Here is a 25,593-nt window from a genome sequence, read left to right on the forward strand (position 1 = left end):
GGCCGGAAGCCGCAGCGGCGCACACCGCGCTGTGCGCCGTGCCCTATGCCTCCGCGACGAGCTTCGCCGCCTCGACCCCCGCGACGGCGGCCTCGGCGTCGTTCTCGGAGGTGTCCCCGGTCACGCCGACCGCGCCGGCGAGGCGCCCGCGACCGTCCCGCATCAGGACGCCCCCCGGAACGGGCACCACCTGCCCGCCGAAGAGGCCGTTCATCGCCCCCATGAAGTAGGCTTGGCCCTCGGCGCGGGCCATCTGCGCCGACCCCGGCATGCCCAGCATCACCGCGCCGAATGCCTTGCCGTGCGCGATGGCGAAGCGTCCGGGCGCGGCGCCGTCCTCGCGCTCGAAGGCGACGACGTGACCGCCCGGGTCCAGCACCACGACCGAGAGGGGGCTCAACCCCATCTCGCGTCCCTTGCTCAGCGTGGCCCGGATCACCGCCCGCGCCTTCTTCAGACCGATGGACATGCCTTCTCCTCCCTGCTGCACCGTCACTTTCGCCCCGGGCGGCGCCGAAGGGCACACGGGCCGAAGACCGGGGAAGACAGGGCCGGTGCCGCTCCGTCTAGCTCGCCTTCGCGACGCGCCGCCACTCGTGCAGGAGCGGTTCGGTATAGCCCGAGGGCTGCTCGCGCCCCTCGACCACCAAGGCCCGTGCCGCCTTGAAGGCTGGCCCGTCGAAGCCGGGCGCCATGTCGCGATAGCCCGGATCGCCTGCGTTCTGCGCGTCGACCTTCGCGGCCATCTTGCGCAACCCCTCGTCCACCTGCTCTTCGGAGATGACGCCGTGATACAGCCAGTTCGCGAGCGCCTGCGACGAGATGCGGCAGGTCGCCCGGTCTTCCATCAGGCCGACGTCGTGGATGTCGGGCACCTTCGAGCATCCCACCCCGGCATCGACCCAGCGCACCACGTAGCCGAGGATGCCCTGCGCGTTGTTGTCGACCTCTGCGCGGACCTCGTCGTCCGAAAGGTTGCGACCCTCCATCAGCGGGATCGTCAGGAGATCCTCCAGGGACCTCCGCTGGCCGCCCGCGGCCAGCTCGCGCTGCCGCTCGGCCACGTCGACCTGGTGGTAGTGCATCGCATGCAAGGTGGCGGCGGTGGGCGACGGTACCCAGGCTGTGTTCGCCCCGGCCGCGGGATGGGCGATCTTCTCGCGCAGCATGTCGCCCATGCGATCGGGCATGGCCCACATGCCTTTCCCGATCTGCGCCCGACCGCGCAGCCCGCAGGCCAGGCCGATGTCCACGTTCCGGTCCTCGTAGGCCTCGATCCAGGGCTGCGACTTCATCTCGCCCTTCGGAACCATCGGCCCGGCTTCCATGGAGGTGTGGATCTCGTCCCCGGTGCGGTCGAGAAAGCCGGTGTTGATGAAGGCCACCCGATCCTTCGCAGCGCGGATGCACTCCTTCAGGTTGGCGCTCGTGCGTCGTTCCTCGTCCATGATGCCCAGCTTCACGGTGTTGCGCGGCAGGCCGAGCATGTCCTCGACGAAGTCGAAGACCTCCACGGCGAAGGCGACCTCCTCGGGGCCGTGCATCTTCGGCTTGACCACGTAGACGCTGCCCCGGGCCGAGTTGCGCGGCCCCTCGGTCTTCGCGAGGTCGTGCATCGCGCAGAGCGTGGTGACGGCCGCGTCCAGCAGGCCTTCGAACTGCTCCTCGCCCTCGACGGTGACGGCGGGGGTCCGCATCAGGTGCCCGACGTTCCGCACCAGCATCAGCGCCCGACCCTTCAGCGTGACCGCCGTCCCGTCGGGCCCGGTCAGCGGGATGTCGGGTTTCAGCCTGCGGGTGAAGGTCCGGTCGCCCTTGGCCACTTCCTCCGTCAGGTCGCCCTTCATCAGGCCCAGCCAGTTGCCATAGGCCAGCGCCTTGTCCTCGCCGTCCACGGCCGCGACGGAATCCTCGCAGTCCATGATCGCCGAGAGGGCCGATTCCAGCCAGACGGAATCTATCCCCGCGGGATCGTCCTTGCCGATGGGCCCTTCGGGTTCCACGCGAACCTCGACCCCGAGGCCGTTGTGCCGGAACACGAAGCGCCCGTCGCCCGACCCGACGAACGCGGAGGGCCTCACGAGGGCCGCGCCGCCCGGCTCGGCCACCAGGGCACCGTCCCGGACCGCGAGGCCGGTCACCTCGGCCCAACCGAGCCCTTCGAGCGGCACCGTGCGATCGAGGAAATCCTTGGCCTCCGCTATGACCTTCGCGCCCCGCTCGGGGTCGTAGCCCCGACCCGCGGGCGCCTCCATGATCGCGTCCGTGCCGTAGAACGCGTCGTAGAGGTTGCCCCAGCGCGCGTTCGCGGCGTTGAGCGCGTAGCGCGCGTTCATGATCGGCACCACGAGCTGCGGACCAGCGATCTCCGCGATCTCGGGGTCGACGTTCTGCGTCCCGATCTCGAAGTCGGGCCCTTCGGGAACGATATAGCCGATCTCGCGCAGGAACGCCTCGTACTCGCCCATGTCGATGGCCTGTCCGCGCCGATCGCGATGCCAGGCGTCGATCCGGTCCTGAATCTCCTCGCGGCGGTCGAGAAGCGCTTGGTTGCGCGGACCGAATCTATCCAGCAGACGCGCGAGGCCAGCCCAGAACGCGTCGCCCTCGACGCCCGTCCCGGGCAGGGCGCGCTCCTCGATCAACTCGTACAGCGCCCCGTCGATGCTCAGGCCATGGGTCTCGATGCGCTCGCTCATGGGGCGTCTTCTCCGTATAGCGTCCGCGCCGCCCGTTACCGGCCGGACGCGGGGTCGTCCAGCCGCTCGCTCCGGCGCCGCCTCGCGTCGCGGCGACAGCGATCCGAGCAGTGACGCACCTCGTCCCAGTCGCGGGCCCATTTGCGGCGCCACGCGAAGGGCCGGCCGCAAGTCGCGCAGTCCTTCACGGGAAGGTCGGCCTTCCGGCGCATCCGAGCCATGAAACCTCCTGCCCGGAAAAGCGTCCGCCCCGCTCTTCCATCGCGTCGAGGACACGGCGCCCGCGCCGTCGCGCGCCCAGGCTCACTCGCGCCGTTCGTGCCGGCGGACCTGCCCCCTCCCGCTCGGGAATCAGGCGGGCCTACTCGGTGACGATCACCTCTCCGGTGCGGCCGTCCACCACGGCATCCGAACCCTCGGGATCGTTGCCGTTGATGATGACGAACGCCACCAGCCCGACGAGCAGGACCACGGCGAAGAGGACGGCGACGCCCATCCCCCCCAGGGCCGACTTGTGCTTCTTCTCCTGCTTCTCGACATTGGTGTCGGGTGCGGACATGGCGTCCTCCTCGATGGCTGTCCCGGCGCGGTTGCGCCCCTCGTTCGGGGAAATAACGTGTCCGTCCGGCGGGATGTTCCGCGCATCGGAGGTCGCAGCATGAAGCAGCCCGCCGCCCAGGCGGTCCACCTCGCGGACTACGCGCCGCCGCCATGGCTGGTGGACGAGGTCCACCTGGTATTCCGCCTCTCGCCGCAGGCGACGCGGGTGCTGTCGCGCATCCGGTTCCGGCCGAACCCGGCGACGGAGGACCGGACGTTCCGCCTCGACGGGGATGGGCCGCGCCTCGTCCGATGCGCCGTGGATGGGGCCGAGGCCGCGCCCGAGGTGCGGGAGGCGGGGCTGACGCTGACGCCGCCCGACCGCCCCTTCCTCTTCGAAGCCGAGGTCGAGATCGACCCGGAGGCGAACACCGCCCTTTCCGGCCTCTACATGTCGAACGGCATGTTCTGCACCCAGTGCGAGGCGCAGGGCTTCCGGCGGATCACCTTCTATCCCGACCGGCCGGACGTGATGGCCCCCTTCACTGTGCGGATCGAGTCGGACCTTCCCGTCCTCCTCTCGAACGGGAATCCCGGTGCGGCGGGGAAGGGCTTCGCCGAATGGCACGACCCGCACCCCAAGCCGGCCTATCTCTTCGCGCTCGTCGCGGGCGACCTCGTGCCGCAGCGGGACACGTTCGTCACCTCGGACGGGCGCGCGGTCGACCTCGCGGTGTGGACCCGCCCCGGCCCAGACGAGGGGCGCTGCGCCTTCGCGATCAAGTCGCTGAAGACCGCCATGCGCTGGGACGAGGCGGCCTACGACCTCGCCTACGACCTGGACGTGTTCAACATCGTCGCGGTGGACGACTTCAACATGGGAGCGATGGAGAACAAGGGGCTGAACGTCTTCAACTCCTCCGTCGTCCTCGCCTCGCCGGCGACGGCGACTGACGATCAGTTCGCCGTCATCGAAGCCGTCGTCGCGCACGAGTACTTCCACAACTGGACGGGCAACCGCGTGACCTGTCGCGACTGGTTCCAGCTCTGCCTGAAGGAAGGGCTGACCGTCTTTCGCGATCAGCAGTTCAGCGAGGATGTCCGATCCGCCGCTGTGGAGCGGATCCGCCAGGCGCTGGCGATGCGCGGCCAGTTCCGCGAGGATGCAGGCCCCCTCGCCCACCCCGTCCGGCCGGAGAGCTACGTCGCGGTCGACAATTTCTACACGGCGACCGTCTACGAGAAGGGCGCCGAGCTCGTCCGGATGCTCAAGTCGATCGTCGGGGACGAGGGCTACCGGGACGCCCTGCGCCTCTACTTCGCGCGGCACGACGGCCAAGCCGTGACGATCGAGGACTGGCTCCAGGTCTTTCGCGACGCGACTGGCACGGTGCCCGAGCACTTCGGACGTTGGTACTCCCAGGCCGGCACCCCCCGCGTCACGGCGGAAGAGGAGTGGGAGCCGAAGGAAAGCGGGGGCGGCACCTACACCCTGCGCCTCGCGCAGGAGACGCCGCCGACGCCAGGCCAGCCCTGCAAGGCGCCCATGCCCATCCCCGTCCGCACCGGCCTTCTCGGCGCCGACGGGTCCGAGCTGGTCGAGGAGCGTGTGCTGCTTCTGGAGGAGGCTGCGGGGGAATGGACGTTCGACCTGCCCGAACGGCCGGTCCCGTCGCTCCTCCGCGGCTTCTCGGCGCCCGTGATCCTCCGCCGGGAGGCGGACGACGCCGAGCGCGCGTTCCTGCTGGCCAACGACCCCGACCCGTTCGCCCGGTGGGAAGCCGGGCGCAGGCTGGCGACGCGCCTGCTCTGCCGCATGGCGGGCGGCGCCCGGGCGGACGATGCTCTTCCGCAGGCACTGCGCGCCCTCGCCACCGACGATGCCCCCGACCCCGCCTTCCGCGCCCTCTGCCTCGCGCTGCCGTCGGAGGACGACGTGGCGCAGGCGCTTCACGACGACGGGGCGGCCCCCGATCCGGACGCGGTCCATGCCGCCCGCGAGGCGCTGCGGCTTGCGGTGTCGAAGGCGATGGAGGACGTGCTTCCCGGCCTTCGCGGCGCCATGCGGGTCACGGCGCCCTACAGGCCCGACGCCGAACAGTCCGGGCGGCGAGCGCTCTGGGGCGCCGCGCTCGGGTACGAGGCGCTTCTCGACGCCGCCCCCGCGCAGGCCGCCTATTGCGAGGCGACGAACCTCACGGAGGAGATCGCCGCCCTCTCCGCACTTCTCGCGGCGGGGCACGGCGCTGCGGAGGCCGAGGATTTCCGCGAGCGGTGGTCGGACGAGCGGCTGGTCCTGGACCGGTGGTTCTCGCTGCAGGTCAGGTTCGCCGCACCGGAGAAGGCCGCGGGGACCGCCGAGGCGCTGGCACGGCGGCCGGAGTTCGATCTTCGTAACCCCAACCGCTTCCGGGCCGTGTTCGGCGCGCTCGCCGGCAACCATGCGGGCTTCCATAACGCTTCGGGGGCGGGCTACGACACGATGGCGGACTGGCTGCTCAAGCTCGACGCGCTGAACCCGCAGGCCGCGGCGCGCATGTCGACGACCTTCGAGACCTGGCGCCGCTTCGACCCGGACCGGCAGGCCAGGGCCGGCGCCGCGCTGGACCGCATCCTTGCGGCGAAGGACCTGTCGCCGGACCTCCGCGAGATGGCCGGGCGGATTCGCGACGCCTGAGAAACGCCTTTTCGGCAGGCGCCCGCCGGGGGGAACCGCCCGCCGATTGGGCGGTTTGGCGATCGAGCGGGTCCGTCTAGCGTCGCCCCGTTGTCATACGCCGCGCCTAGGGGGGTCGCATGAGCGAGACGATTCGGGAGCGGCTCGACCCGCTCATCCTCGAACGGGCCCCTTGGCTGCGGCGGCGGATCGCGGCGGCACCGCGCTGGGTGCTGGACCGCATGCTCGGCTACCATCACGCACTGGAGGTCGGGGCGGAGATGGACCCCCTCCCCGGCCCCGAGATCATGGCCCGCGTGGGCGAACGGCTCGCCAAGCGCGTCGAGGTGCACGGGCTGGGCCATGTTCCCGCCGAGGGACCGGTGATGCTGGTGGCGAACCATCCGACCGGCATCGGCGACGGGGTCATCCTGCACCGCCTCCTCGCGCCGACGCGGCCCGACCTCTACTTCATGGCGAACGCGGACATCCTGCGCGTGCTGCCGCAACTCGCCCACATGATCGTGCCCGTCGAATGGCGCGAGGACAGGCGTTCGCGCGCGAGCGCCCGGCAGACGCTGCTCGACCTGAAGAAGGCTTGCGAGGGCGGGCGCCTCGGGATCGTGTTCCCCTCCGGCCGGCTCGCCGAGCGGCGAGGGCTGACCCTGCACGAGCGGCCTTGGATGCACTCGGCCGCCGCGATGGCGCGCAAGTTCGACATGCCGGTCGTCCCGGTGCACGTCACGGCGCGCAACAGCGCCCTCTTCTATGCGTTGGACGCCGCCCACCCGACCCTGCGGGACGTGACGCTGTTCCACGAGACGTTGAACAAGGACCGCCAGCGCTATCGCGTCGCGTTCGGCCCCCCGGTGCTGCAGCGCGACCTGCCCGCCAGCCCGGAGGAGGCCACGCGCATCCTGCGGGAGGGCGTCCTGGCCCTTGCGCCGCCGCACGTCCCGCTCGGTTCGCGATGGATGCCCGACTTCCGCCGGGCGAGCTTCCCCCTCAGGGCCTGAGCCTCATGGCGAGGCTCAGGCCCATTGGAGGATCGGCCGGCCCCTAGGGGCTGGCCTCGTCGACCGCTCCGACGTCAGGCGGCCGGGCGCTGATGGCGGCCTTCCTCGACCTCCTCGACGATCTTGCCCACGAAGGCGTCGAGGTCGCCCGGGTTGCGGGACGTCACGATCCCGTTTGAGACGGCGACCTCCCGGTCGACCACTTGGGCCCCGGCGTTTTCGAGGTCCGTGCGGATCGACTTGTAGCCCGTCATCTCGCGGCCGCGGACGACGTCGGCCTCGATCAGCAGCCAGGGGGCGTGGCAGACCGCGGCGACGACCTTCTCGGCCTCGACGAAGGCGCGGACCATCTTCACCGCCTTCTCGTTCACCCGCAGCAGGTCCGGGTTGATCTGGCCGCCAGGCAGGACGAGCGCGTCCCACTCGTCCACCGCGACCTCGTCGAGGGAGAGGTCGACCGGCACGCTCTCGCCCCAGTCGCCACCGTCCCAGCCCTTGATCTCGCCCGTCTCGGGGGATGCGACCTTCACCGTCGCACCCTTGGTGCGCAGGTCCTTCAGGGGCTTCATCAGTTCGGACTGCTCGAACCCGTTCGTGGCGAGGATCAGGATCCTCGCGTTCTCGATGGCAGGCATGTCATCCTCCGTTGCGTGTGCGGAGCGGAAACGGACAGGGCCGCCTCCGCGTTCCGTCACTCGGCGGAGGCGAGCTGCGTCATGTCCCCCGACTGCGCGCAGAATGGCTGGGACGAGACCCAGCGGCGCATGTCCTCGCGCTTGCGGGCGGAATGGAACGGGCCCCAGTCGGCCGCCACGCCGCGCATCCCGCGCGAGATCACGCCGTCGCGCGCCACCGTCGACGACATGATGCGGACCGCGCAGCGCAGGTTCGCCGGTCCGTCCTGCAGCGCGATGCCGGAGCGCGCCTCGCAGCCGTAGCCGCGCGCGGTGCTGGGCAGGATCTGCACCAGCCCGTGCCAACGCCCCCCGCCGCCCACGGCGGCCGGCCGGTGCGTCGATTCGTGCCAGGCGAGCGCGGAGATGAGGCCAGCCCAGAAGGCGCGGCGCTCGAACTCGGACGCCTGCGGGTAGGCGGGGCACCAGCTTTCGATGTCGGCGGGGACCATGTCCGGAAGGGCTTCGCCATGGGAGGCGAGCGCGTTCATCGTCGCGAGGGTCCACTCGGGTCCCTCCGAACGGTGCGACCAGCGCAGGATGGGCTGCGCGGGGACGGCCTCGGGCTCCTCCACTGGGGAGAGGCCGGCGAAGTTGAACGGGGCCTGCACGGCCTCCGAGCAGGCGGAGAGGGCGAAGCCGGCGGCGAGGGCCGCCGCAAGTCCGAGGGTGCGTATCATCAGCGAAGTCATCCTGCGGTATTCCGATTCCCGCGACTCGTGACGAAGACCACACTCCGGCGCAACGCAGGGGCGAATGCCACGGCGAAATCGGCGGATTCGGGCCTTTCTTCCGATGCCCTGGGGGCGTATCTCGCGCGCGCACCAGCGAAAGGCACGCGACATGCTCGACCTAACCTACCCCGCACCCGCGCCGAAGGTGATCCAGGGCGCGAAGGAGGATTGGGAGCTGGTGATCGGCCTGGAGGTCCATGCCCAAGTCGCTTCGAAGGCCAAGCTGTTCTCGGGCGCGTCGACGGCCTTCGGGGCCGAGCCGAACAGCAACGTGTCCTTCGTGGACGCGGCCATGCCGGGGATGCTGCCCGTCATCAACGAGTTCTGCGTCGAGCAAGCGGTGCGGACCGGGCTGGGGCTGAAGGCCGAGATCAACCTGGCGAGCGCCTTCGACCGCAAGAACTACTTCTACCCCGACCTGCCGCAGGGCTATCAGATCTCCCAGCTCTACCACCCCATCGTCGGCGAGGGGGAGGTGCTGGTCGAAATGGGCGACGGCACCGCCCGCACCGTGCGGATCGAGCGCATCCACCTCGAGCAGGACGCCGGCAAGTCGATCCACGACATGGACCCGACCCTGTCCTTCGTGGACCTCAACCGCACCGGCGTCGCCCTGATGGAGATCGTCTCGCGCCCCGACATCCGCGGCCCGGAGGAGGCGGCAGCCTACGTCGCCAAGCTGCGGCAGATCATGCGGTACCTCGGCACCTGCGACGGCAACATGCAGAACGGCAACCTGCGGGCCGACGTCAACGTCTCCGTCTGCCGTCCGGGGGACTACGAGAGGTACCAGGAGACCCAGGAATTCTCGCACCTCGGCACCCGGTGCGAGATCAAGAACATGAACTCGCTGCGCTTCATCCAGGCCGCCATCGAGCACGAGGCCCGGCGCCAGATCGCGATCCTCGAGGACGGCGGCGCAGTCGTGCAGGAGACGCGCCTCTACGATCCGAACCGGGGCGAGACGCGGTCGATGCGCTCCAAGGAGGAGGCGCACGACTACCGCTACTTCCCGGACCCCGACCTCCTGCCGCTGGAGATCGAGCAGGGCTGGGTCGACGCGATCGCGAGCGCCCTGCCCGAGCTGCCGGACGAGAAGAAGGCGCGCCTGATGGCCGAATACGGGATCAAGGACTACGACGCCTCGGTCCTCACGGCCGACGCCGAGAGCGCGGCCTTCTTCGAGGCGGTCGCGAAGGGCCGCGATGGCAAGCAGGCCGCCAACTGGGTCATCAACGACCTCTTCGGGCGGCTGAAGGCGGACGAGACGGCGTTGGCCGACAGCCCCGTGAGCGCGGCGCAGCTGGGCGGCATCCTGGACCTGATCGGGTCGGACAAGATTTCCGGCAAGATCGCGAAGGAGCTGTTCGAGATCGTCTGGACCGAAGGCGGCGACCCGGCCTCCATCGTGGATGAGCGGGGAATGGCCCAGGTCACGGACACGGGCGCGATCGACGCCGCACTGGACGAGATCATCGCCGCCAATCCCGCCCAGGTCGAGAAGGCGGGCACGAACCCCAAGCTCGCGGGCTGGTTCGTCGGGCAGGTCATGAAGGCGACGGGCGGCAAGGCGAACCCCAAGGCCGTGAACGAGGCCGTGCGGCGGAAGCTCGCCTGATGGCGCCTTCCGGGGCGGCTGCGGACGCGCTAGGACGCCTTGGGGTGAAGAGGGGGCCGAGCATGACCCGCTACGAGTACAGGCTGATCCAGGCGCCGACCGAGCCGCCGAAGATGAAGGGCGTGAAGGGCGCGGTGCCGCGCTACCTCCACGGGCTGACGGAGGCGATGAACGAGATGGGCGCCGAAGGCTGGTCCTATGTCCGGGCGGATCGGCTGCCCGTGACGTCCCGCAAGGGGCTGCTGCGCCGCCGCGACGTGCACGAGGAGCTGGTGATGGTGTTCCGGCGCGACCGGGCGGAGGGCGGCGCGGCCGGCGCAGCACCGGTCCATGCGCGGCCCGACCACCCGTCGCACTGGCCCGAGGCGCCCGCCCCAGAGGCGGCCGGCGAGCTTTCCGATGCGCCGGCCGAGGCCACGCCCGCCCCCGAGCCCCTGCCGGAGCATAGGCGAGAGGACGAGCCCCCCGAGGCGCCGCGCCTCGTGAAGCGGCCCGCCTTCACCGCCGCGCCTGCCACCGCGTCGGGCGAGAGGCCGCCCCCGCGCCTCTTCGCGGGGACGGGCAAGCTCGCCTCGCGGACGGGCGGGGACGGCCCCAGGCTTTCGGCCCGGCGGGACGAGGGGGGCTAGCCCCCCTCCCTCTCCTCTGGCGCGCGAAGGTCGAGCTGGAGCGCATGGATCGCGTTCACGATCCGCTCGCCCAGCGCCGCGTGCACGGCGCGGTGGCGGGCGAGGCGTCCCTGCCCGGCGAAGGCCGGCGCGGTCATCGAGACTTCGAAATGGCTCTCGCCTCCTGCTGGGGCGCCGGCATGCCCCGCATGGGCCGCGCTGACGTCGCGCACCTCGATTGCGGTCGGCGCGAGGACCTTGCGCAGCGCTTCCTCGATCCGATCCCGCATGGTCACCTCCGCATCCATTTTCCCGGTCTCCCCTCTTCCATGCCGCGCCGTAGTGACTAAACTCTCGCCTCCCCCGCGGTCCAGCCGGAGGGGGCGGGTCCGGCCGCAGGCCGAATAGGAAGGGGACGAGAAGATGGCAAAATCCGACCCGTTCGGCTTCGACATGCGTGCCTCGACCGACAAGAAGAAGCGCCAGAAGACGCGGCGCGGCATGTCTGGCGCGTTCGAGACCTCGAAGCGCATCTGCGAGCATCCCGGCTGCGAGGAGCGGGGCCAGTACCGCGCCCCGAAGAATCCCGACGTGCTCGACGACTACTACTGGTTCTGCAAGCAGCACGTGCGCGAGTACAACCTGAAGTGGAACTTCTTCAACGGCTCGACCGAGGAGGAGTTCTTCGAGCAGGTCCAGAGCGACCGGGTGGGCGAGCGCCCGACCAAGCCCTTCAAGCAATCCGCGGAGGAGCGGGCCTGGGCCCGCCTCGGGATCGACGACGCGCACGAGGTCCTAGGCGAGAACGCGACCCGCAACCCGGGCCGTTCGGCGGGCCGTCGCCTGCCGCCCACCGAGCGCAAGGCGCTGGAGATCCTGGAAGCGCGCGACGACTGGACGAAGGTCCAGATGCGCAAGGCCTACAAGGCGCTGGTCAAGGTGCTGCACCCTGACATGAACGGCGGAAACCGGGCCGACGAGGACCGCCTGCAGGAGGTCGTCTGGGCCTGGGACCAGATCAAGGACAGCCGCTCCTTTCCCGATAGGTGACGACGTCATCCGACTTCCGGGGACAATGTAGCAAAGTTGACACTTTCGTTGCGTAACTGCAAACTGGTTTAGATCGGCTCCGAGGGTGCCGCCCTCGGGTCACGGGGGGTCGGACCCTTTGTTGCCGGGGACGGATCGGGGTTGGCGAAGTGGACGGTTTCGCGATGCTGGAAGGGGATCCGACGATGCTGCAGGGCGGCTCGCCTCTGCGGCGGTACGGACTTTCGATCGGGACAACGGATCCCGACCTCGACCGCCTGGCAGCGCTGGCCGCCCGCATGGCGGAGCTGCCGCGGGCAGCGGTCGCGCTGAACGACGGGCGGCGCGCGCATCATGTCGGCGCATGCCTGCCCGGCGGATCGGAGGATGCCGCCCTGATACATGACGACCCCGTCGTGCCGGATCTGATCGCCCGCAGCCCCGACGCCGGGATCGTGATGTGCCGCGACCTTGCCGACGATCCGTCCTTCGCCCGCCGGCCGGTGCACGCGGTTCACGGGATACGGTTCGTAGCCGCCGCGCCTCTCTACGACGCGGACCATGTCCTGATCGGTGCGCTGGAGGTCGCCGGTCCCGAGCCGCACGAATTGGACGAGCGTGCACGCTACGCCCTGCCCCCCCTCGCCCGGCAGGTCATGGCCAACCTCGAGCTGCGCCGCATCGCCGCCGCGGAGGCCCGCGCCATCCGCGCGCTGGAGAAGCAGAACGCCCGCCTGCGCGCGGCGCTCGACAGCGAGCGGATCCTGAAGATGGAGATCGATCACCGGGTCAAGAACTCGCTTCAGATGGTGTCATCGCTCCTGCAGATGCAGGGTGCCCAGTCGACCTCGGGCGAGACGCGCGCCGCGCTGGCGGCCGCACGGGGGCGGGTGCAGGCGATCACCTCGATCCACGCGGCGCTGCATCGGGTCTCGCAGATGGACCGCGTGTTCCTGCCGACCTTCGGCAACTCGCTGATCGAAGAGCTGCGAAAGGGCGCGCCGGAGAACGTCGTCCTGCTTCCCCGGATGGGCGCGGTCGACCTGGAGACGTCGCAGGCGAGCGCCCTCGCGATCCTGATGAACGAGTTCATCGCGAACTCGCTGAAATACGCCTTCCCCGACGGGCGGGACGGAACCGTGTCGCTGGACATCGGATGCCGGGGCGGGCGCGTGCGGGCCCGGTTCGAGGACGACGGCGTGGGCCACGACCCGGCCGCGCCGAGGGGCGAGGGCCTCGGCACGCGCATCATGGAGGCGGTCGCGGGCCAATTGGGGGCCGAGCTGGACTTCCTCGCGTCGCCGCGGGGGACCGCGCTCGCCTTCGAGTTTCCGCTGGGGGCGCGGGCCTGATCCTTTCCCTTGAAGGCGGCCGGGATATGTCGCATCGGGCGATCCCGACGCGCATTCCCACGGAAGGCAGGACACCCATGGCCGACGGCTCCAGGACCGACATGCACCCCACCGAGCAGGTCAGCGTCCGCGAGACGTTCGGGATCGACAGCGACATGACCGTGCGGGGCTTCGCCGATCCCACCGACCGGGTGCCCGCGCGGGACGAGACCTACAAGTTCGACCCGGACACGACGATGGCCATCCTCGCGGGGTTCAACTGGAACCGCCGGGTGATGATCCAGGGCTATCACGGCACCGGCAAGTCCACCCATATCGAGCAGGTCGCCTCGCGCCTCAACTGGCCCTGCGTCCGGGTGAACCTCGATTCCCACATCTCTCGCATCGACCTGATCGGCAAGGACGCGATCAAGCTGCGGGACGGCGTGCAGGTCACGGAGTTCCAGGAGGGCATCCTGCCCTGGGCGCTGCGGAACCCCTGCGCCATCGTCTTCGACGAATACGACGCCGGCCGCGCGGACGTGATGTTCGTGATCCAGCGGGTGCTGGAGACGGACGGCAAGCTGACGCTTCTCGACCAGAACGAGGTCATCACCCCGCATCCCTACTTCCGCCTCTTCGCGACGGCGAACACGGTCGGCCTCGGGGACACGACGGGCCTCTATCACGGCACGCAGCAGATCAACCAGGGCCAGATGGACCGCTGGTCGCTGGTCGCCACGCTGAACTACCTGAACCACGACGCGGAAGCGGCGATCGTCCTGTCGAAGGCCCCCCATTACAACACGAAGGAGGGGCGCCGGACGGTGGATCAGATGGTTCGCCTGGCGGCGATGACCCGCACGGCCTTCATGAACGGCGAGCTGTCGACGGTGATGTCCCCCCGCACGGTGATCGCCTGGGCGACCAACGCAGAGATCTTCCGCAACGTGGGCTACGCCTTCCGCCTGACGTTCCTGAACAAATGCGACGAGTTGGAGCGCCAGACCGTCGCCGAGTTCTATCAGCGTTGCTTCGACGACGAGTTGCCGGAGAGCGCGGTGTCGATGACGCTGGGATAGAGGTTCCGGCCCGCCCCCGGGGGGCGGGCCGGACCGACGCGGTCAGCCGCCCTGCTGCTGGCCCTGCATCAACTGCTGCATAAGCATGCGGCCCTGTTCGCCTTGCGGGATCACGAGGACGATGTTGCCGCCGCCCTGCTGGCCCGAACCGTCGCCCATGGCGGGCGGGAACTGGCTGCCCACGGCGTTCGCGCCGAGCAGGAGACGCAGGAGCGCCTGATCGCCGCCCCCCGCAGCCTGCTGGTTCAGCATCTGGCGGTCGAAGCCGCCGCCCTGATCGCCGCCATGGCCGTCCGCCGCCATGCGCTGTTGCTGGGCGCGCCTTTCGAGGTTGGCCTGGACCTGGCGGCGCATCTCGGCCTCGCGCGCCATGTCGGCTTGAGCCCGGCGATCCCGGTCCGCATCGGCCTGCGCGTCCGCATGGGCACGGGCGAACGCCGCACCCTGGGCGTAGCCCTCGCGGAAGCCCGCCGCGAAGAGCTCCATCGCGACGCGCTGCATCGCGCCGGCATCCATGCCGTGCATGGGCATTCCGGCGCCGTCCGTCGCGCCGATCCGGGCGCCGTCCGCCTGCCGCGCCAGCTCGGTCAGGTCGGGCTCGCGCTGGGTCGCGCCGGTCTGGCCGCCCGCTTGCCCCCCGCCCTGATTGCCGGCCGTCCGCGTGCCGGACTGTTCGGCCGCCTGGTTGCCGCCTTGCCCGGACGTCTGGCCGCCAGCCTGCGCGGTGGCCTGACCGCCGCTCTGGCCGGCGTTCTGATTCCTGCTCTGGCCGGTGGTGCGATAGGTGGTCACCCGCTCTCCCTGGCCCTGCGCGGCCTGGGTGGCGTCGTCGGCTTCGCCGACCAGCAGCGCATCGCCTTCGGTGGCATCGACCGGCTCGTCCACGCCGGTCTCGGCGCTCCCGATGGGCTCGACGCCGACCTCTTCGGCGGTCGTGGCGGCTTCCTGGCCGAAGGCGGCCGTCGTCAGGCCGAGGCTGAGGACCAGCGCCATCGCGGTTTGCGTCCTTTGCTGTAGCATCTCCGGGTTCTCCCTTCATGTGCGTGTGCGGACCCCTGCGGGGTCGTGGATCAAACCCTTCGGGAGTCCCTGCCGTTCCCATCCCCCCCTCGTCGCGGCGCCGCCGGGCGGCTACATTCCGCGCCATGAGTCAGCCCGATAGCCCAACCGAAACGTTCAAGAAGGCCCTCGCGGAGGCGACGCGCACGCTCGCCGACGATCCGGACCTCGCCATCACCTACTCCGTCGACCCGCCGGGGATGACCGCCGATGGCGTGAGGCTGCCGCAGGTCTCGCGCCGCATGAAGGCGGACGAGATCGTCGCCGCGCGCGGGGCCGCGGACGGCTATGCGCTGCGCCGCCGCTATCACGACGCGGGGACGCATGCCCGCTACCGCCCGGAAGGGCAGATGGCGCGCGACCTCTACGAGGCGATGGAGACCGCCCGCTGCGAGGCGGTCGGCGCGCGCCACATGCCCGGCACCGCGGGCAACATCGACGCCCGCATCGGCCAGGAGGCCGAACGGCGCGGCTACGACCAGATCTCCCAGGCGTCCGAGGCGCCGCTGGCGGTCGCGGCGGGCTATCTGATCCGCCAGCTCGCCACGGGCCGGCCCCTGCCGGAAGGGGCGCAGAACGTCGCCGACCTCTGGCGCGAGTTCGTCGAGGGCCAGGCGCAGGAGACGCTGTCGGGGATCGACGACGCGCTCGAGGACCAGGGTGCCTTCTCGCGCCTCGCGCGGCAGATCATCGACGACCTGGGCTACGGCGACCAGCTGGGCGAGGACCCGGACGCGGAGGACGACGAATCCGGCGAGGACGCCGAGGCGGAGGAGGACGAGAGCCCGCCCGAGGACGGCGGCGAGCAGGACCGCCAGGACCAGGACGACGCCGCCCCCGAACGCGAGCAGGACCGCCAGGAGGACGAGGGACAGGCCGAGGTCCACGAGGGCGAGTCCCCCGACATGGAGGACGCGGAGGAGGCCGAGATGCCCGAGGGCGAGGCGCCGCTCGACCCCCCTCCCCCGCAGCCCGCCTCGGAGGCGGACCCGGACTACAAGGTGTTCGACGCCGCGCATGACGAGGTCGTGGGCGCCGAGGACCTCGCCGAGCCGGCCGAGCTGGAGCGGCTGCGCGCCTATCTCGACCAGCAGCTCGAGCCCTTGAAGGGCGCCGTCAGCCGGCTGGCGAACAAGCTGCAGCGGCGCCTTCAGGCGCAGCAGAGCCGATCATGGTCCTTCGACCAGGAGGAAGGGGTGCTGGACGCCGGACGCCTGGCCCGCGTGGTCGCCAACCCCACGACGCCCTTGAGCTTCAAGGTCGAGAACGAGACCGAGTTCCGGGACACGGTCGTCACGCTGCTGCTGGACAACTCCGGCTCGATGCGGGGGCGGCCGATCTCGATCGCGGCGATCTGCGCGGACGTGTTGGCCCGGACGTTGGAGAGGTGCCAGGTCAAGACCGAGATCCTGGGCTTCACCACCGTCGCCTGGAAGGGCGGGCGGGCGCGCGAGAAGTGGCTGGCCGAAGGGCGCCCCCCCGCGCCCGGCCGTCTGAACGACCTGCGCCACATCGTCTACAAGGACGCGGACGCGCCCTGGCGGCGCACGCGCGACAATCTCGGGCTGATGATGAAGGAAGGGCTCCTGAAGGAGAACATCGACGGCGAGGCGCTGGAATGGGCGCATGGGCGGCTGGCGCGGCGGCACGAGGCGCGGAAGATCCTGATGGTGATCTCGGACGGGGCGCCCGTGGACGATTCCACACTGTCCGTGAACCCCGCGAACTACCTCGAGAAGCACCTGCGCGACGTGATCGCGATGGTCGAGCGGCGCAAGCTGGTCGAGTTGCTGGCCATCGGCATCGGTCACGACGTGACGCGCTACTACGACCGCGCGGTGACCATCACGGACGTCGAGCAGCTGGCCGGCGCGATCACCGAGCAGCTCGCCGCGCTCTTCGACGCCGATCCGCGGGCGCGGGCGCGGGTGATGGGGATGCGCGCGGCGTAGGGCGGAGCCCGGTCCGCCGATGGCGAAGCGGCCTCCGGCCCACGGTGGTGGCGCGCCCCAGCCACCGGGGCTAGACCCGCGGCCATGCTCCAGACCTTCGACGCCACGACCTCGCCCGACCAGTCCCCGCCCCGCCTGAAGGCCCTGCGCGCCGCGATGGCCGACGCCGGGGTCGACGCCTTCCTCGTCCCCCGCGCGGACGCCCACCAGGGCGAATACGTCGCCCCCGCGGACGAGCGGCTCGCTTGGCTGACCGGGTTCACCGGATCGGCCGGGTCGGCGGCGGTGACGGGGGCCCGCGCCGCCCTCTTCGCGGACGGCCGCTACCGGGTTCAGGGCCGCGCGCAGGTTCCGGACGAGGTCGAGGTGGTCGCCTGGCCCGACACCAAGGTGGCCGATTGGCTGATCGGGGCCTTGTCCGAGGGCGGCAAAGTCGGCCTCGACCCCTGGCTGCATACCGAGAAGGAAGTCGCGGCGCTGCGCAAGGCGCTGGACCCGAAGGCGATCGCGCTGGCGCCGGGGGCGAACCTCATCGACGCGATCTGGCCGGACCGCCCTGCCCCCCCGGTCGGCGAAGCCTTCGATCAGCCCGTCGATTTGACCGGCAGGACCAGCCGCGAGAAGCGGGAAGAGGTTGCCGGCATCCTCAGGGAGGCAGATCAAAAGGCCGTCGTGCTGACCCTGCCCGACAGCATCTCTTGGCTCTTGAACATCCGCGGCTCGGACATCCCTCGGAACCCGGTCGTGCAGGCCTTCGCCATCCTTCACGAGGACGCGCGCGTGGACCTCTTCCTCGATCCCGCCAAGGTCGAGGGGCTGGACCCCGACCCCGCGATCGCGGTCCATGCGCCCGCGGCTATGCCGGCCGCGCTCGCCCACTTGTCGGGCCCGGTGCGCGTGGACCCCGAGACCGCACCATTCGCGGTGTTCGAGGCGCTGCGCGAGGCGGGGGTGACGATCTCCGAAGGGCCCGATCCCTGCCTTCTGCCCAAGGCCCGCAAGACCCCCGCCGAGCTGCGGGGCGCGCGCGACGCCCATCGCCGGGACGGGGCGGCCATGGCGCGCTTCCTCCACTGGCTGGACGCGAACGCGCCGGGCGACCTGACGGAGATCGCGGTGGTCGAGGCGTTGGAGGGGTTCCGGCGGGGGACGAACGCCCTGCGCGACATCTCCTTCGAGACGATCGCCGGGTCGGGTCCGCACGGTGCCATCGTCCACTACCGGGTGACCCGGGGCACCGACCGGCCCCTTCGGGCGGGCGAGCTGCTGCTGGTCGACTCGGGCGGGCAATACGTCGACGGCACGACCGACATCACCCGCACGGTTCCCGTCGGCCCCGTCGGCCCCGTCGGCGCGGAGGAGCGCGCGGCCTTCACCGCCGTCCTGCGCGGCATGATCGCCGTCTCGCGCGCGCGCTTCCCCAAGGGCTGCGCGGGCCGCGACGTCGATCCGCTGGCGCGGCAGTTCCTTTGGGTCGAAGGCCGCGACTACGACCACGGCACGGGGCACGGGGTGGGCAGCTATCTGTCGGTCCACGAAGGGCCGGCCCGGATCAGCCGGGCCTCCACGATCCCGCTTGAGGCGGGGATGATCCTCTCGAACGAGCCGGGCTACTACCGCGAGGGCCAGTTCGGCATCCGCATCGAGAACCTCGTCGCGGTCCGCCCCGCCGAGGCCGAGCCGGGGCGCGAGTTTTTGGGCTTCGAGACCCTGACCCTCGCCCCCATCGACCGCCGCCTGGTCGACGCGCGGGCGATGGCCCCGGCGGAGGTCGCTTGGCTCGACGCCTACCACGCCCGCGTCCTCGAGGAGATCGGCCCCCTGGTCGAGCCGAAGGTCCGCGGCTGGCTGGCGAGGGCCTGCGCGCCGCTGAGGCCGTAGGGTCCGACCCGCGGCGGCGGCGCCGCGGGCGGCGTTGGGCTTCCGGCCCGGGCCGCGCTAGCTTCGGAAGGAACAGGGGAGGAGCGCCAAGTGGCAAAGATCACCATCCGGCCCGCTGAGGGCACCTATTGCGTCCGCGCGGGCGGCGCCGTGCTGGGCGAGACGACGCATGCGCTGGAGCTGCGCGAGGAGGGGCACGACCCGGTGATCTACGTCCCGCGCGAGGACGTCGCGATGGCCTTCCTCGACCGCTCGGGGAAGAGCACCCACTGCCCCCACAAGGGCGATGCGGCCTACTACTCGGTGGTGACGAAGTCCGTGACGATCCCGGACGCCGTCTGGACCTACGAGGAGCCCGAGCCGGGCGTTGCCGAGATCAAGGACCACCTCGCCTTCCAGCCGGGCGAGGTGACGGTCGAACGGGTCTGATCCCGCGTCACGAATGCTCTTCCGCCGACACGGCCGCCAGCGCGCGGTTGTAGGCGGTCAGGGCGTCCACGCGGTGCAGGCTGCCGACGACGTGCGGCGTGCCGTCGTCGGACCGCTCGACCACCGGCACGAAGAGGGTGACGGCGGGATGCTCGAAGAGGGGCATCGCCACCTCCAGCGTCGCGCCTTCCTCGGCCATCACGCCGGCGTCCAGGATCGCCTGGAGGGCGCCTTCGTCCGGGTAGCGGGGGCTGCCCGGCAGGCGCATGGTCCGGCCCACGCGAAGCGTCCCCCAGAGGTAGGATTGCGGCCCCGCGGCCAGGTGGATGCCCCGCCGTTCGAGCTGGGCGAGGAAGAAGGAGCGGTGCACGAGGCGCGAGGCCAGCGCCGTCGAGAGCGACACCGACACCATCACGGCGATCCCCGTCTGCCAGTCGCCCGTCAGCTCGAACACGATGAGCGTGGTCGAGATCGGCGCCCCCAGCACCGCCGCGGCCACCGCCCCCATCCCGGCGAGCGCGTAGAGCTGCGCGCCCGAGGAGAGGCCCGGGAAGGGGATCGAGGCGACGAGGCCGAAGGCGAGGCCTGTCAGCGCCCCGACCATCAGCGCCGGCGAGAAGATGCCGCCGCCCATCCGCCCCCCGAGGGTGATGGCCACCGCCACGACCTTGAGCACGGCGAAGACGAACGCCTCGCGCAGCAGGAGGTCCCCTGAGAGCGCGTCCGACACCGTCTCGTAGCCGACGCCGATGATGAACGGGAACCAGATCGCCAGCGCGCCGAGCATTGCGCCCGCCACGGCCGGGCGCATCCAGCGGGGCATGCCGGTCGCTTCGCGCAGCCTGTTGCCCATGCTCTCGGCCGCGAAGACGGCGCGTATCAGGACCACCGCCACGAGACCCGAGGTCAGCCCGAGGATCATGAATGCCGGAAGCTCGACGTAGAAGGCGAGGATGGTTCCGGCCTGCTCGTACTCGGTCATGCCGCCGAGGTTCACCCGGTTGATCACCGTGCCCGCCACGGCCGCGATGGCGATGGGGGCGAAGGCGTGGACCGCGAAGTGGCGCAGCACCACCTCGAGCGCGAAGAGCGCGCCGGCGATGGGCGCGTTGAACGAGGCCGAGACGGCCGCCGCCACCGCGCAGCCCAGAAGGTCGCGCCCCGTCACGCCGTCCGCCTTGATCCAGCGCGACACCTTCGAGGCGATGACCGCCGCGAGGTGCACGACCGGCCCCTCCCGCCCCGACGAGCCGCCCGTCCCGAGCGTGATCAGCGATGCGGCCGCCGAGGCGAGGCCGGCGCGCCCCTCGACCCGGCCGTCATGGAGGGCGGCGCCCTCGATCACGTCGGCGACGGTGCGGGCGCGCGCGTCGGGGGTGAAGCGGTGCAGGATCAGCCCCACGACGAGGCCGCCGGCCGTCGGCACCGCGATCAGCCACCACCAGGGCAGGTCCGCCGCGAAGGTCCCGAGGCGCGAGGGATCGTCGGTCCGGTAGAGCAGCTCCTGCAGCCATGCAATGCCGAGGCGGAAGCCGAGCGCGGCGAAGCCCGCCGCGATTCCGATGAAGAGCGCGAGGAACCAGAACTGAAGCTGCGACGGCCCCTTGGCCCGGATGACGCGCAGCCCCTCGGCGCAGGTCCGCACGGCCGTGCGCCACTGGCGGGCGAAGGGGTTCGGGTCGGGCGCGTCCACGCCCCGGGCTTAAGCCCGCCCGCCGCGTCATGGAATGGCAGGGGGACGTTTCCACGCCGGTCGGAGGACGGGGGCCGCAGGCCCGGAGCGCGCGTCAGGCCGTCAGCAGCGCCTGCGCCGCGTCGCGGGCGGCGGGGGTGATGGTCTCGCCCGAGAGCATGCGCGCGATCTCCTCGACGCGGCGGGCGGGGTCGAGGGCGGTGACGGTCGAGACGGTCACGTCCGCCTCGACCCGCTTCTCGACCCGCCAGTGATGCGCCCCGAGGGCCGCCACCTGCGGCGAATGCGTGACGACCAGCACCTGCGCGCCCGCCGCGATCGCCGCGAGGCGGCGCCCCACCGCGTCGGCCGTCGCGCCGCCCACGCCGCGGTCGATCTCGTCGAAGATCATGGTGATGCCGGTCGCCCCGCCCGTCAGGCAGACCTTCAGCGCCAGCAGGAAGCGCGAAAGCTCGCCACCCGAGGCGATCTTGGCCAGGGGCCCCGCGGGGGCGCCGGGGTTGGTGGCGACGGTGAAGGCGACCTCATCCGCGCCGTCGGGCCCGGGTTCGGACGGGGCGATGCGGGTCTCGAAGACCGCGCGCTCCATCTTCAGGGGGGCGAGCTCGGCTGCCATGGCGGCGTCGAGGGCGGCCGCCGCCTCGTGGCGGCGCGCGGAGAGGGCGGCAGCGGCCTCGCCGTACGCAGTCTCGGCGACCCGAAGGGCGGCGCGCAGGTCGGCGATGTCCCCCTCGCCCCGGTCGAGCGCCTCGAGGCGCCGGTTCATGTCCTCGGCGAGCGCGGGCAGTTCCTCGGGCGTGACGCCGTGTTTGCGGGCCAGCGCGCGCAGGGCGAAGAGCCGCTCCTCCGTCTCCTCCAGCTCGCGCGGGTCGAAGGCGAGGTCGTGGAGCGCGTCCTCGATGCCCTGCTGGGCTTCGGCGAGACCTTCCAGCGCGCGTTCCAGCGCGGCGATCGGGGCGTCGAGGCGGCCCTCGGCGGCGTCCGCGCCGTCGCCCAGCCAGCGGATCGCGTCGGAGGTCTGCCCCTCGGCCCCGTCATAGGAGATGGCCTGGCCGGCCTTGGCGATGTCCTCGCGGATGCGGGCGCTGGCCTGCATGAGGCGGCGGCGGGCGTCGAGCGCCTCGTCCTCGCCCGGGCGGGGGTCCATCTTCGACAGCTCGTCCGCGGCGTGGCGGACGAATTCCTCTTCCTTCCTGGCAGCTTGCAGCGCCTCCTCGGCCTCGGCGAGGGTCTTGGCGGCGGCGCGGCGGGCCGCCCATGCGGCGCGCACGGAGGCGAGGTCGGCACCGGCGAAGGCGTCGAGGAGGGCGCGGTGGCCGGCGGGGTGCAGCAGGCCCCGGTCGTCGTGCTGGCCGTGCAGTTCGACCAGGGTGTCGGAGAGGCGGCGCAGCACCTCGCCCGAGACGCGTATCCCGTTGACCCAGGCCGTCTTTCGCCCGTCGGCGGTGTTCACCCGGCGGAAGATCAGCTCGTCCTCGGGCTCGATCCCGGCCTTCTCCAGTACGGCTTCGGCGGGGTGGCCCTTCGGCAGGTCGAAAGCGGCCGTCACCTCGCCCCGCTCGGCGCCGGCGCGCACCAGCTCGGCCCGGCCGCGCCAGCCGAGGACGAAGCCGAGGGAGTCGAGGAGGATCGACTTGCCCGCCCCCGTCTCGCCCGTCAGCACGTTCAGCCCCTCGCCCATCTCGAGCGAGAGCCGGTCGATCAGCAGCATGTCCTTGATCTCGAGCGAGCGGAGCATCGGGGCCTTCGGGGGCGGTGGACGACCCAAGGGAGATGGCATCCCGGGGCCGAAGAATCGAGGGGTCCGGGGCGGATCGCCCCGCAGGCCCCCGGGAACGGGCGCGGGGCGGAGCGCATCTTTCGGGGTGTCGGGAGAGGGGGAACGAATCCTGCAGCGTCGGTCTGTTGCGCTTCGATAGCGGGCCGAGCGAGCCAGCGCGCGGTGCGTGAACCATTTCGCAACCTTTCGCCTCTATCCTCACCCGTGGAAACCGATGCGTGGAGCGGCGGGATGCGACGACGAGGCGGCGACATGCCGGGGCCGGAGGGCCGCCGGAGGTGCGGGACGGCCGCGCGGACGTCGGCGCCCTGCCCGGCGGCCGGGGAAGGCATGCCGGCAAATCCCGCGACGCAAGCCGTTTCGGCACGCATCACGGGCGCCGCAGGGGCCGCGTGCGGCGCGGTGGAGGCGGTCCGGCACCCTTGCTGGACGGGAGGGCCCCGCCCTCGCCCGAGGCAGGCGGGAACGGTGCCGCACATGCGGTGGGAAACGCCGCATCCGATCCGCCGCTGCGATCCGCCGCGGCGCCCGTCCTCGCGGCAGCCGTGCCCGATGACGGGCGCGGCGAACGCGATGCCCGGCCGGGTCGGCGCCTCGGAGGACGGGCCGGCGGATCACATTCCCGACCCGTGCGCAGAGCCCGGAAGGACGGGCCCAGCACTTGCCGGCCGGAGCGTCGGCCGCCCGTGCCCGGTTCGACCGCGCGCGCATCGAGGGGACGTGACCTGCAACGATCGGAAGGCCGGACGCCCGGGATACCTGCGCGCGGCGATCGGGACGCGGGGGAGCGGCGCCCCGCGAAAGGCCCCCGCGCTAGATCTGATCGCCCCTGACGACGCGGCGGTAGACCGTTCGCAGCCAGCTTTCGCCCGCCGCCTCGGGCGCGAGGCCGCGGCCGCGCAGGAGGGCGAAGGCGTCCTGGTAGAAGGGCGAAGAGCGGTAGTTGTAGCCGAGGATCGCGCCGGCGGTCTGCGCCTCCTCCAGGAGGCCGAGGGAGAGGTAGGCCTCGACGAGGCGCAGCAGGGCCTCGGGCGTGTGGGTGGTGGTCTGGAAGTCCTCGACCACGACGCGGAACCGGTTGACGGCGGCGGGGAAGTAGCCGCGGGCGAGGTAGTACCGCCCGATCTCCATCTCCTTGGCGGCGAGGTGATCGAAGGCCAGGTCGAACTTGAGGACGGCCGAGCGGGCGTATTCCGAATCGGGGTAGAGCTCGATCACCTCGCGCAGGGCTTGAAGGGCCTGGAAGGTCAGGCCCTGGTCGCGGCCGACGTCGTCGATCTGGTCGTAGTAGGAGAGCGCGAGGAGGTACTGCGCATAGGCGCTGTCCTCGGACCCGCGGAAGAAGTCGAGATAGCGCTGCGCGGAGGCGCGGGAGAGCTCGTACGCGTCGGCCTGATGGTAGGCGAAGGCCTGCATGATGAGGGCGCGCTGCGCGAGCTCGCTGTAGGGGTAGAGCCGCTCGACCTCGCCGAAGTAGCGGGCGGCCTCCTCCTCGTCGCCGGCCTCGAGCTCGAACTCGCCGCGCTGGAAGATGGTGGCGGCGTCGAACGTGTCGAGGGGCGCCTCCTCGCGGGTGGCGGCCCCGCAGCCGGCGAGAAGGCCCAGAAGGGCGGCCGTCGCCGCGATGCGTCCCGTGCTGGTCATCCCTGCCCTCCCGGCCTTTCGGCAGGTGCTAGCACGGGGCGCGGCGAGGGCAAACGGCCCGCGGGCCGCCGCGCGCATCAGATCGCGCGGGGAAGGTCGGCAGGCACCACATGGGCGCCGGGCAGCGCCTGGGCGCACGCCTCGTCGCAGGCCACGACGTGGTAGGCGGACGGGTCCGCGAAGAGGGCGCGCAGAAGCTGGTTGGTCAGCGCGTGCCCGGCGCGGTGGCCCACGTAGCGGCCGAGGATCGGCATCCCCGCGAGGGCGAGGTCGCCGAACGCGTCGAGCATCTTGTGGCGCACGGCCTCGTCGCGGCGGCGCAGGCCACCGGGGGAGAGGACGTTCGCGCCGTCCACGACGACCGCGTTCTCGAGCGTGCCGCCGAGGGCGAGGCCGCGGGCCTGCATGGCGTCGACGTCGGACTTGCGGCAGAAGGTGCGGCTGTCGGACAGCTCGCGCAGGAAGGAGCCGTTGGCCGTCGCCATGGCGTATTCCTGCCGGCCGATGGCGGCGTCGGCGAAGTCGATCTCGAACCGCATCTCGGGGGCGGTCGCGGGCTCGAGGCGGGCGAAGGCCTCGCCGCGGCGGACCTCGACTGGCGCGAGGATCTCGATCGCGACGACCGGCGCGGCCTGAGGGACGATGCCGCGCGCGAGGATCGCCTCGGCGAAGGGGCGGGACGAGCCGTCGAGGATCGGCACCTCCTCGGCGTCGATCTCGACGAGGGCGTTGCGCACGCCGCAGCCCCATAGGGCGGCCATCAGATGCTCGGTGGTGCGCACGGCAACGCCATCCTCGTTCTCGAGGCGGGTGCAGAGCTCGGTCGGGGTGACGACGTCCCAGAGGGCCGGGACCATCGGGTCGCGCCCCGAGACGTCCGTGCGGCGGAACCAGATGCCGTGATCGGCCGGCGCGGGGCGCAGGCGCAGCGTCGCCAAGGCGCCGGAATGAAGGCCGCGTCCTTCGATGGTGATGTCGCCGCGAAGCGTCGCTTGCATGATACCCAACCCCTAGCTTGCCTGTGACCGGCGCCGGTTGGCCCGACGTCCGGAGCGGTCCCTTCCCCAAAGGCCGCATCGGGTAGGTATGGCCAGCCCCCCGTCCACGCAAATCACGGGATGCAACGGTTCGGTAACAGTGCAAGCCGTTGTCGCAAAATGAAAAGGGC

At 71.4% G+C, this 25,593-nt stretch carries 22 protein-coding genes; 10 read left to right on the plus strand and 12 right to left on the minus strand.

Translation table 11 applies throughout. From position 1 onward, the window contains the following. Nucleotides 1-43: 43 nt before the first annotated feature. The 4 genes from BCF33_RS05735 to BCF33_RS05750 form a co-directional block, all read right to left on the minus strand. On the minus strand, nucleotides 44-469 hold the full coding sequence (locus BCF33_RS05735; protein WP_106159915.1) for a GlcG/HbpS family heme-binding protein: 426 nt from the start codon (nucleotides 467-469) through the stop codon (nucleotides 44-46). Between the two features lie 97 nt (nucleotides 470-566). Further along, nucleotides 567-2,699 (minus strand): malate synthase G, encoded by a 2,133-nt coding sequence (locus BCF33_RS05740; protein WP_106159916.1) that lies wholly within the window; start codon nucleotides 2,697-2,699, stop codon nucleotides 567-569. Between the two features lie 35 nt (nucleotides 2,700-2,734). Then, nucleotides 2,735-2,920 carry a DUF2256 domain-containing protein gene (locus BCF33_RS05745; RefSeq protein ID WP_106159917.1) on the minus strand — a complete coding sequence of 62 codons (186 nt, stop codon included), beginning with the start codon at nucleotides 2,918-2,920 and terminating at the stop codon, nucleotides 2,735-2,737. 140 nt (nucleotides 2,921-3,060) lie between these two features. Next, nucleotides 3,061-3,258 carry a hypothetical protein gene (locus tag BCF33_RS05750; RefSeq protein WP_106160231.1) on the minus strand — a complete coding sequence of 66 codons (198 nt, stop codon included), beginning with the start codon at nucleotides 3,256-3,258 and terminating at the stop codon, nucleotides 3,061-3,063. A gap of 99 nt (nucleotides 3,259-3,357) precedes the next feature. Between BCF33_RS05750 and pepN the strand changes: the two genes are divergently transcribed. Next, nucleotides 3,358-5,916, plus strand: a complete 2,559-nt coding sequence (pepN, locus tag BCF33_RS05755) for an aminopeptidase N (RefSeq protein WP_106159918.1) — start codon at nucleotides 3,358-3,360, stop codon at nucleotides 5,914-5,916. 119 nt (nucleotides 5,917-6,035) lie between these two features. Next, a complete protein-coding gene (locus tag BCF33_RS05760) occupies nucleotides 6,036-6,911 on the plus strand; it encodes a 1-acyl-sn-glycerol-3-phosphate acyltransferase (RefSeq protein ID WP_106159919.1) in 876 nt (291 codons plus the stop codon). Between the two features lie 74 nt (nucleotides 6,912-6,985). Here BCF33_RS05760 and BCF33_RS05765 read toward each other — a convergent pair whose 3' ends face one another. Both BCF33_RS05765 and BCF33_RS05770 read right to left on the minus strand, forming a co-directional pair. Continuing rightward, nucleotides 6,986-7,546, minus strand: coding sequence for a type 1 glutamine amidotransferase domain-containing protein (locus BCF33_RS05765; protein WP_106159920.1), 561 nt, complete (start codon nucleotides 7,544-7,546; stop codon nucleotides 6,986-6,988). Between the two features lie 56 nt (nucleotides 7,547-7,602). After that, nucleotides 7,603-8,265 carry a transglycosylase SLT domain-containing protein gene (locus tag BCF33_RS05770; protein WP_106159921.1) on the minus strand — a complete coding sequence of 221 codons (663 nt, stop codon included), beginning with the start codon at nucleotides 8,263-8,265 and terminating at the stop codon, nucleotides 7,603-7,605. A 163-nt stretch (nucleotides 8,266-8,428) separates the two neighbouring features. Between BCF33_RS05770 and gatB the strand changes: the two genes are divergently transcribed. Together gatB and BCF33_RS05780 are read left to right on the plus strand one after the other, a co-directional pair. Further along, entirely contained in the window at nucleotides 8,429-9,937 is a 1,509-nt protein-coding gene (gatB, locus tag BCF33_RS05775; protein WP_106159922.1) for an Asp-tRNA(Asn)/Glu-tRNA(Gln) amidotransferase subunit GatB, read from the plus strand. A gap of 62 nt (nucleotides 9,938-9,999) precedes the next feature. Further along, nucleotides 10,000-10,566: a hypothetical protein gene (locus tag BCF33_RS05780; RefSeq protein WP_106159923.1), complete on the plus strand. Its 567-nt coding sequence runs from the start codon at nucleotides 10,000-10,002 to the stop codon at nucleotides 10,564-10,566. On the opposite strand, the gene BCF33_RS05785 is transcribed toward BCF33_RS05780, so the two are convergent. Further along, a complete protein-coding gene (locus tag BCF33_RS05785; protein WP_245883732.1) occupies nucleotides 10,563-10,835 on the minus strand; it encodes a BolA family protein in 273 nt (90 codons plus the stop codon). The two genes, BCF33_RS05780 and BCF33_RS05785, sit on opposite strands and share 4 nt — an antisense overlap. A 133-nt stretch (nucleotides 10,836-10,968) precedes the next feature. Between BCF33_RS05785 and BCF33_RS05790 the strand changes: the two genes are divergently transcribed. The 3 genes from BCF33_RS05790 (at nucleotide 10,969) to cobS (ending at nucleotide 13,987) form a co-directional block, all read left to right on the plus strand. After that, nucleotides 10,969-11,595, plus strand: a complete 627-nt coding sequence (locus BCF33_RS05790) for a J domain-containing protein (protein ID WP_106159925.1) — start codon at nucleotides 10,969-10,971, stop codon at nucleotides 11,593-11,595. A 149-nt stretch (nucleotides 11,596-11,744) separates the two neighbouring features. Further along, nucleotides 11,745-12,926 carry a sensor histidine kinase gene (locus BCF33_RS05795; protein WP_106159926.1) on the plus strand — a complete coding sequence of 394 codons (1,182 nt, stop codon included), beginning with the start codon at nucleotides 11,745-11,747 and terminating at the stop codon, nucleotides 12,924-12,926. Nucleotides 12,927-13,003: 77 nt separating this feature from the next. Then, nucleotides 13,004-13,987 carry a cobaltochelatase subunit CobS gene (gene cobS, locus BCF33_RS05800; protein WP_106159927.1) on the plus strand — a complete coding sequence of 328 codons (984 nt, stop codon included), beginning with the start codon at nucleotides 13,004-13,006 and terminating at the stop codon, nucleotides 13,985-13,987. A gap of 42 nt (nucleotides 13,988-14,029) precedes the next feature. Here the strand turns inward: cobS and BCF33_RS05805 are convergent, their stop codons facing one another. After that, nucleotides 14,030-14,980 (minus strand): hypothetical protein, encoded by a 951-nt coding sequence (locus tag BCF33_RS05805; RefSeq protein WP_106159928.1) that lies wholly within the window; start codon nucleotides 14,978-14,980, stop codon nucleotides 14,030-14,032. A gap of 152 nt (nucleotides 14,981-15,132) precedes the next feature. Here BCF33_RS05805 and cobT point away from each other — a divergent pair, with 152 nt between their 5' ends. From cobT to BCF33_RS05820, 3 genes are all read left to right on the plus strand, one after another. Then, entirely contained in the window at nucleotides 15,133-16,998 is a 1,866-nt protein-coding gene (cobT, locus tag BCF33_RS05810; RefSeq protein WP_106159929.1) for a cobaltochelatase subunit CobT, read from the plus strand. Between the two features lie 84 nt (nucleotides 16,999-17,082). Continuing rightward, nucleotides 17,083-18,879 carry an aminopeptidase P family protein gene (locus tag BCF33_RS05815; protein ID WP_106159930.1) on the plus strand — a complete coding sequence of 599 codons (1,797 nt, stop codon included), beginning with the start codon at nucleotides 17,083-17,085 and terminating at the stop codon, nucleotides 18,877-18,879. Between the two features lie 90 nt (nucleotides 18,880-18,969). Further along, the gene (locus BCF33_RS05820; RefSeq protein WP_106159931.1) at nucleotides 18,970-19,308 is read left to right on the plus strand and encodes a DUF427 domain-containing protein; all 339 of its coding nucleotides are present in this window, start codon (nucleotides 18,970-18,972) and stop codon (nucleotides 19,306-19,308) included. A 7-nt stretch (nucleotides 19,309-19,315) separates the two neighbouring features. Here BCF33_RS05820 and BCF33_RS05825 read toward each other — a convergent pair whose 3' ends face one another. From BCF33_RS05825 to lpxC, 4 genes are all read right to left on the minus strand, one after another. After that, the gene (locus tag BCF33_RS05825) at nucleotides 19,316-21,001 is read right to left on the minus strand and encodes a chloride channel protein (protein WP_106159932.1); all 1,686 of its coding nucleotides are present in this window, start codon (nucleotides 20,999-21,001) and stop codon (nucleotides 19,316-19,318) included. Nucleotides 21,002-21,095: 94 nt separating this feature from the next. After that, nucleotides 21,096-22,739 carry a DNA repair protein RecN gene (gene recN / locus BCF33_RS05830; protein WP_106159933.1) on the minus strand — a complete coding sequence of 548 codons (1,644 nt, stop codon included), beginning with the start codon at nucleotides 22,737-22,739 and terminating at the stop codon, nucleotides 21,096-21,098. Nucleotides 22,740-23,594: 855 nt separating this feature from the next. Then, a complete protein-coding gene (locus BCF33_RS05835) occupies nucleotides 23,595-24,425 on the minus strand; it encodes an outer membrane protein assembly factor BamD (protein WP_106159934.1) in 831 nt (276 codons plus the stop codon). 77 nt (nucleotides 24,426-24,502) lie between these two features. Continuing rightward, nucleotides 24,503-25,423, minus strand: a complete 921-nt coding sequence (gene lpxC / locus BCF33_RS05840) for a UDP-3-O-acyl-N-acetylglucosamine deacetylase (RefSeq protein WP_106159935.1) — start codon at nucleotides 25,421-25,423, stop codon at nucleotides 24,503-24,505. Nucleotides 25,424-25,593 lie beyond the last annotated feature (170 nt).

It is taken from the genome of Hasllibacter halocynthiae (assembly GCF_003003095.1).
Taxonomy (GTDB): Bacteria; Pseudomonadota; Alphaproteobacteria; order Rhodobacterales; family Rhodobacteraceae; genus Hasllibacter; species Hasllibacter halocynthiae.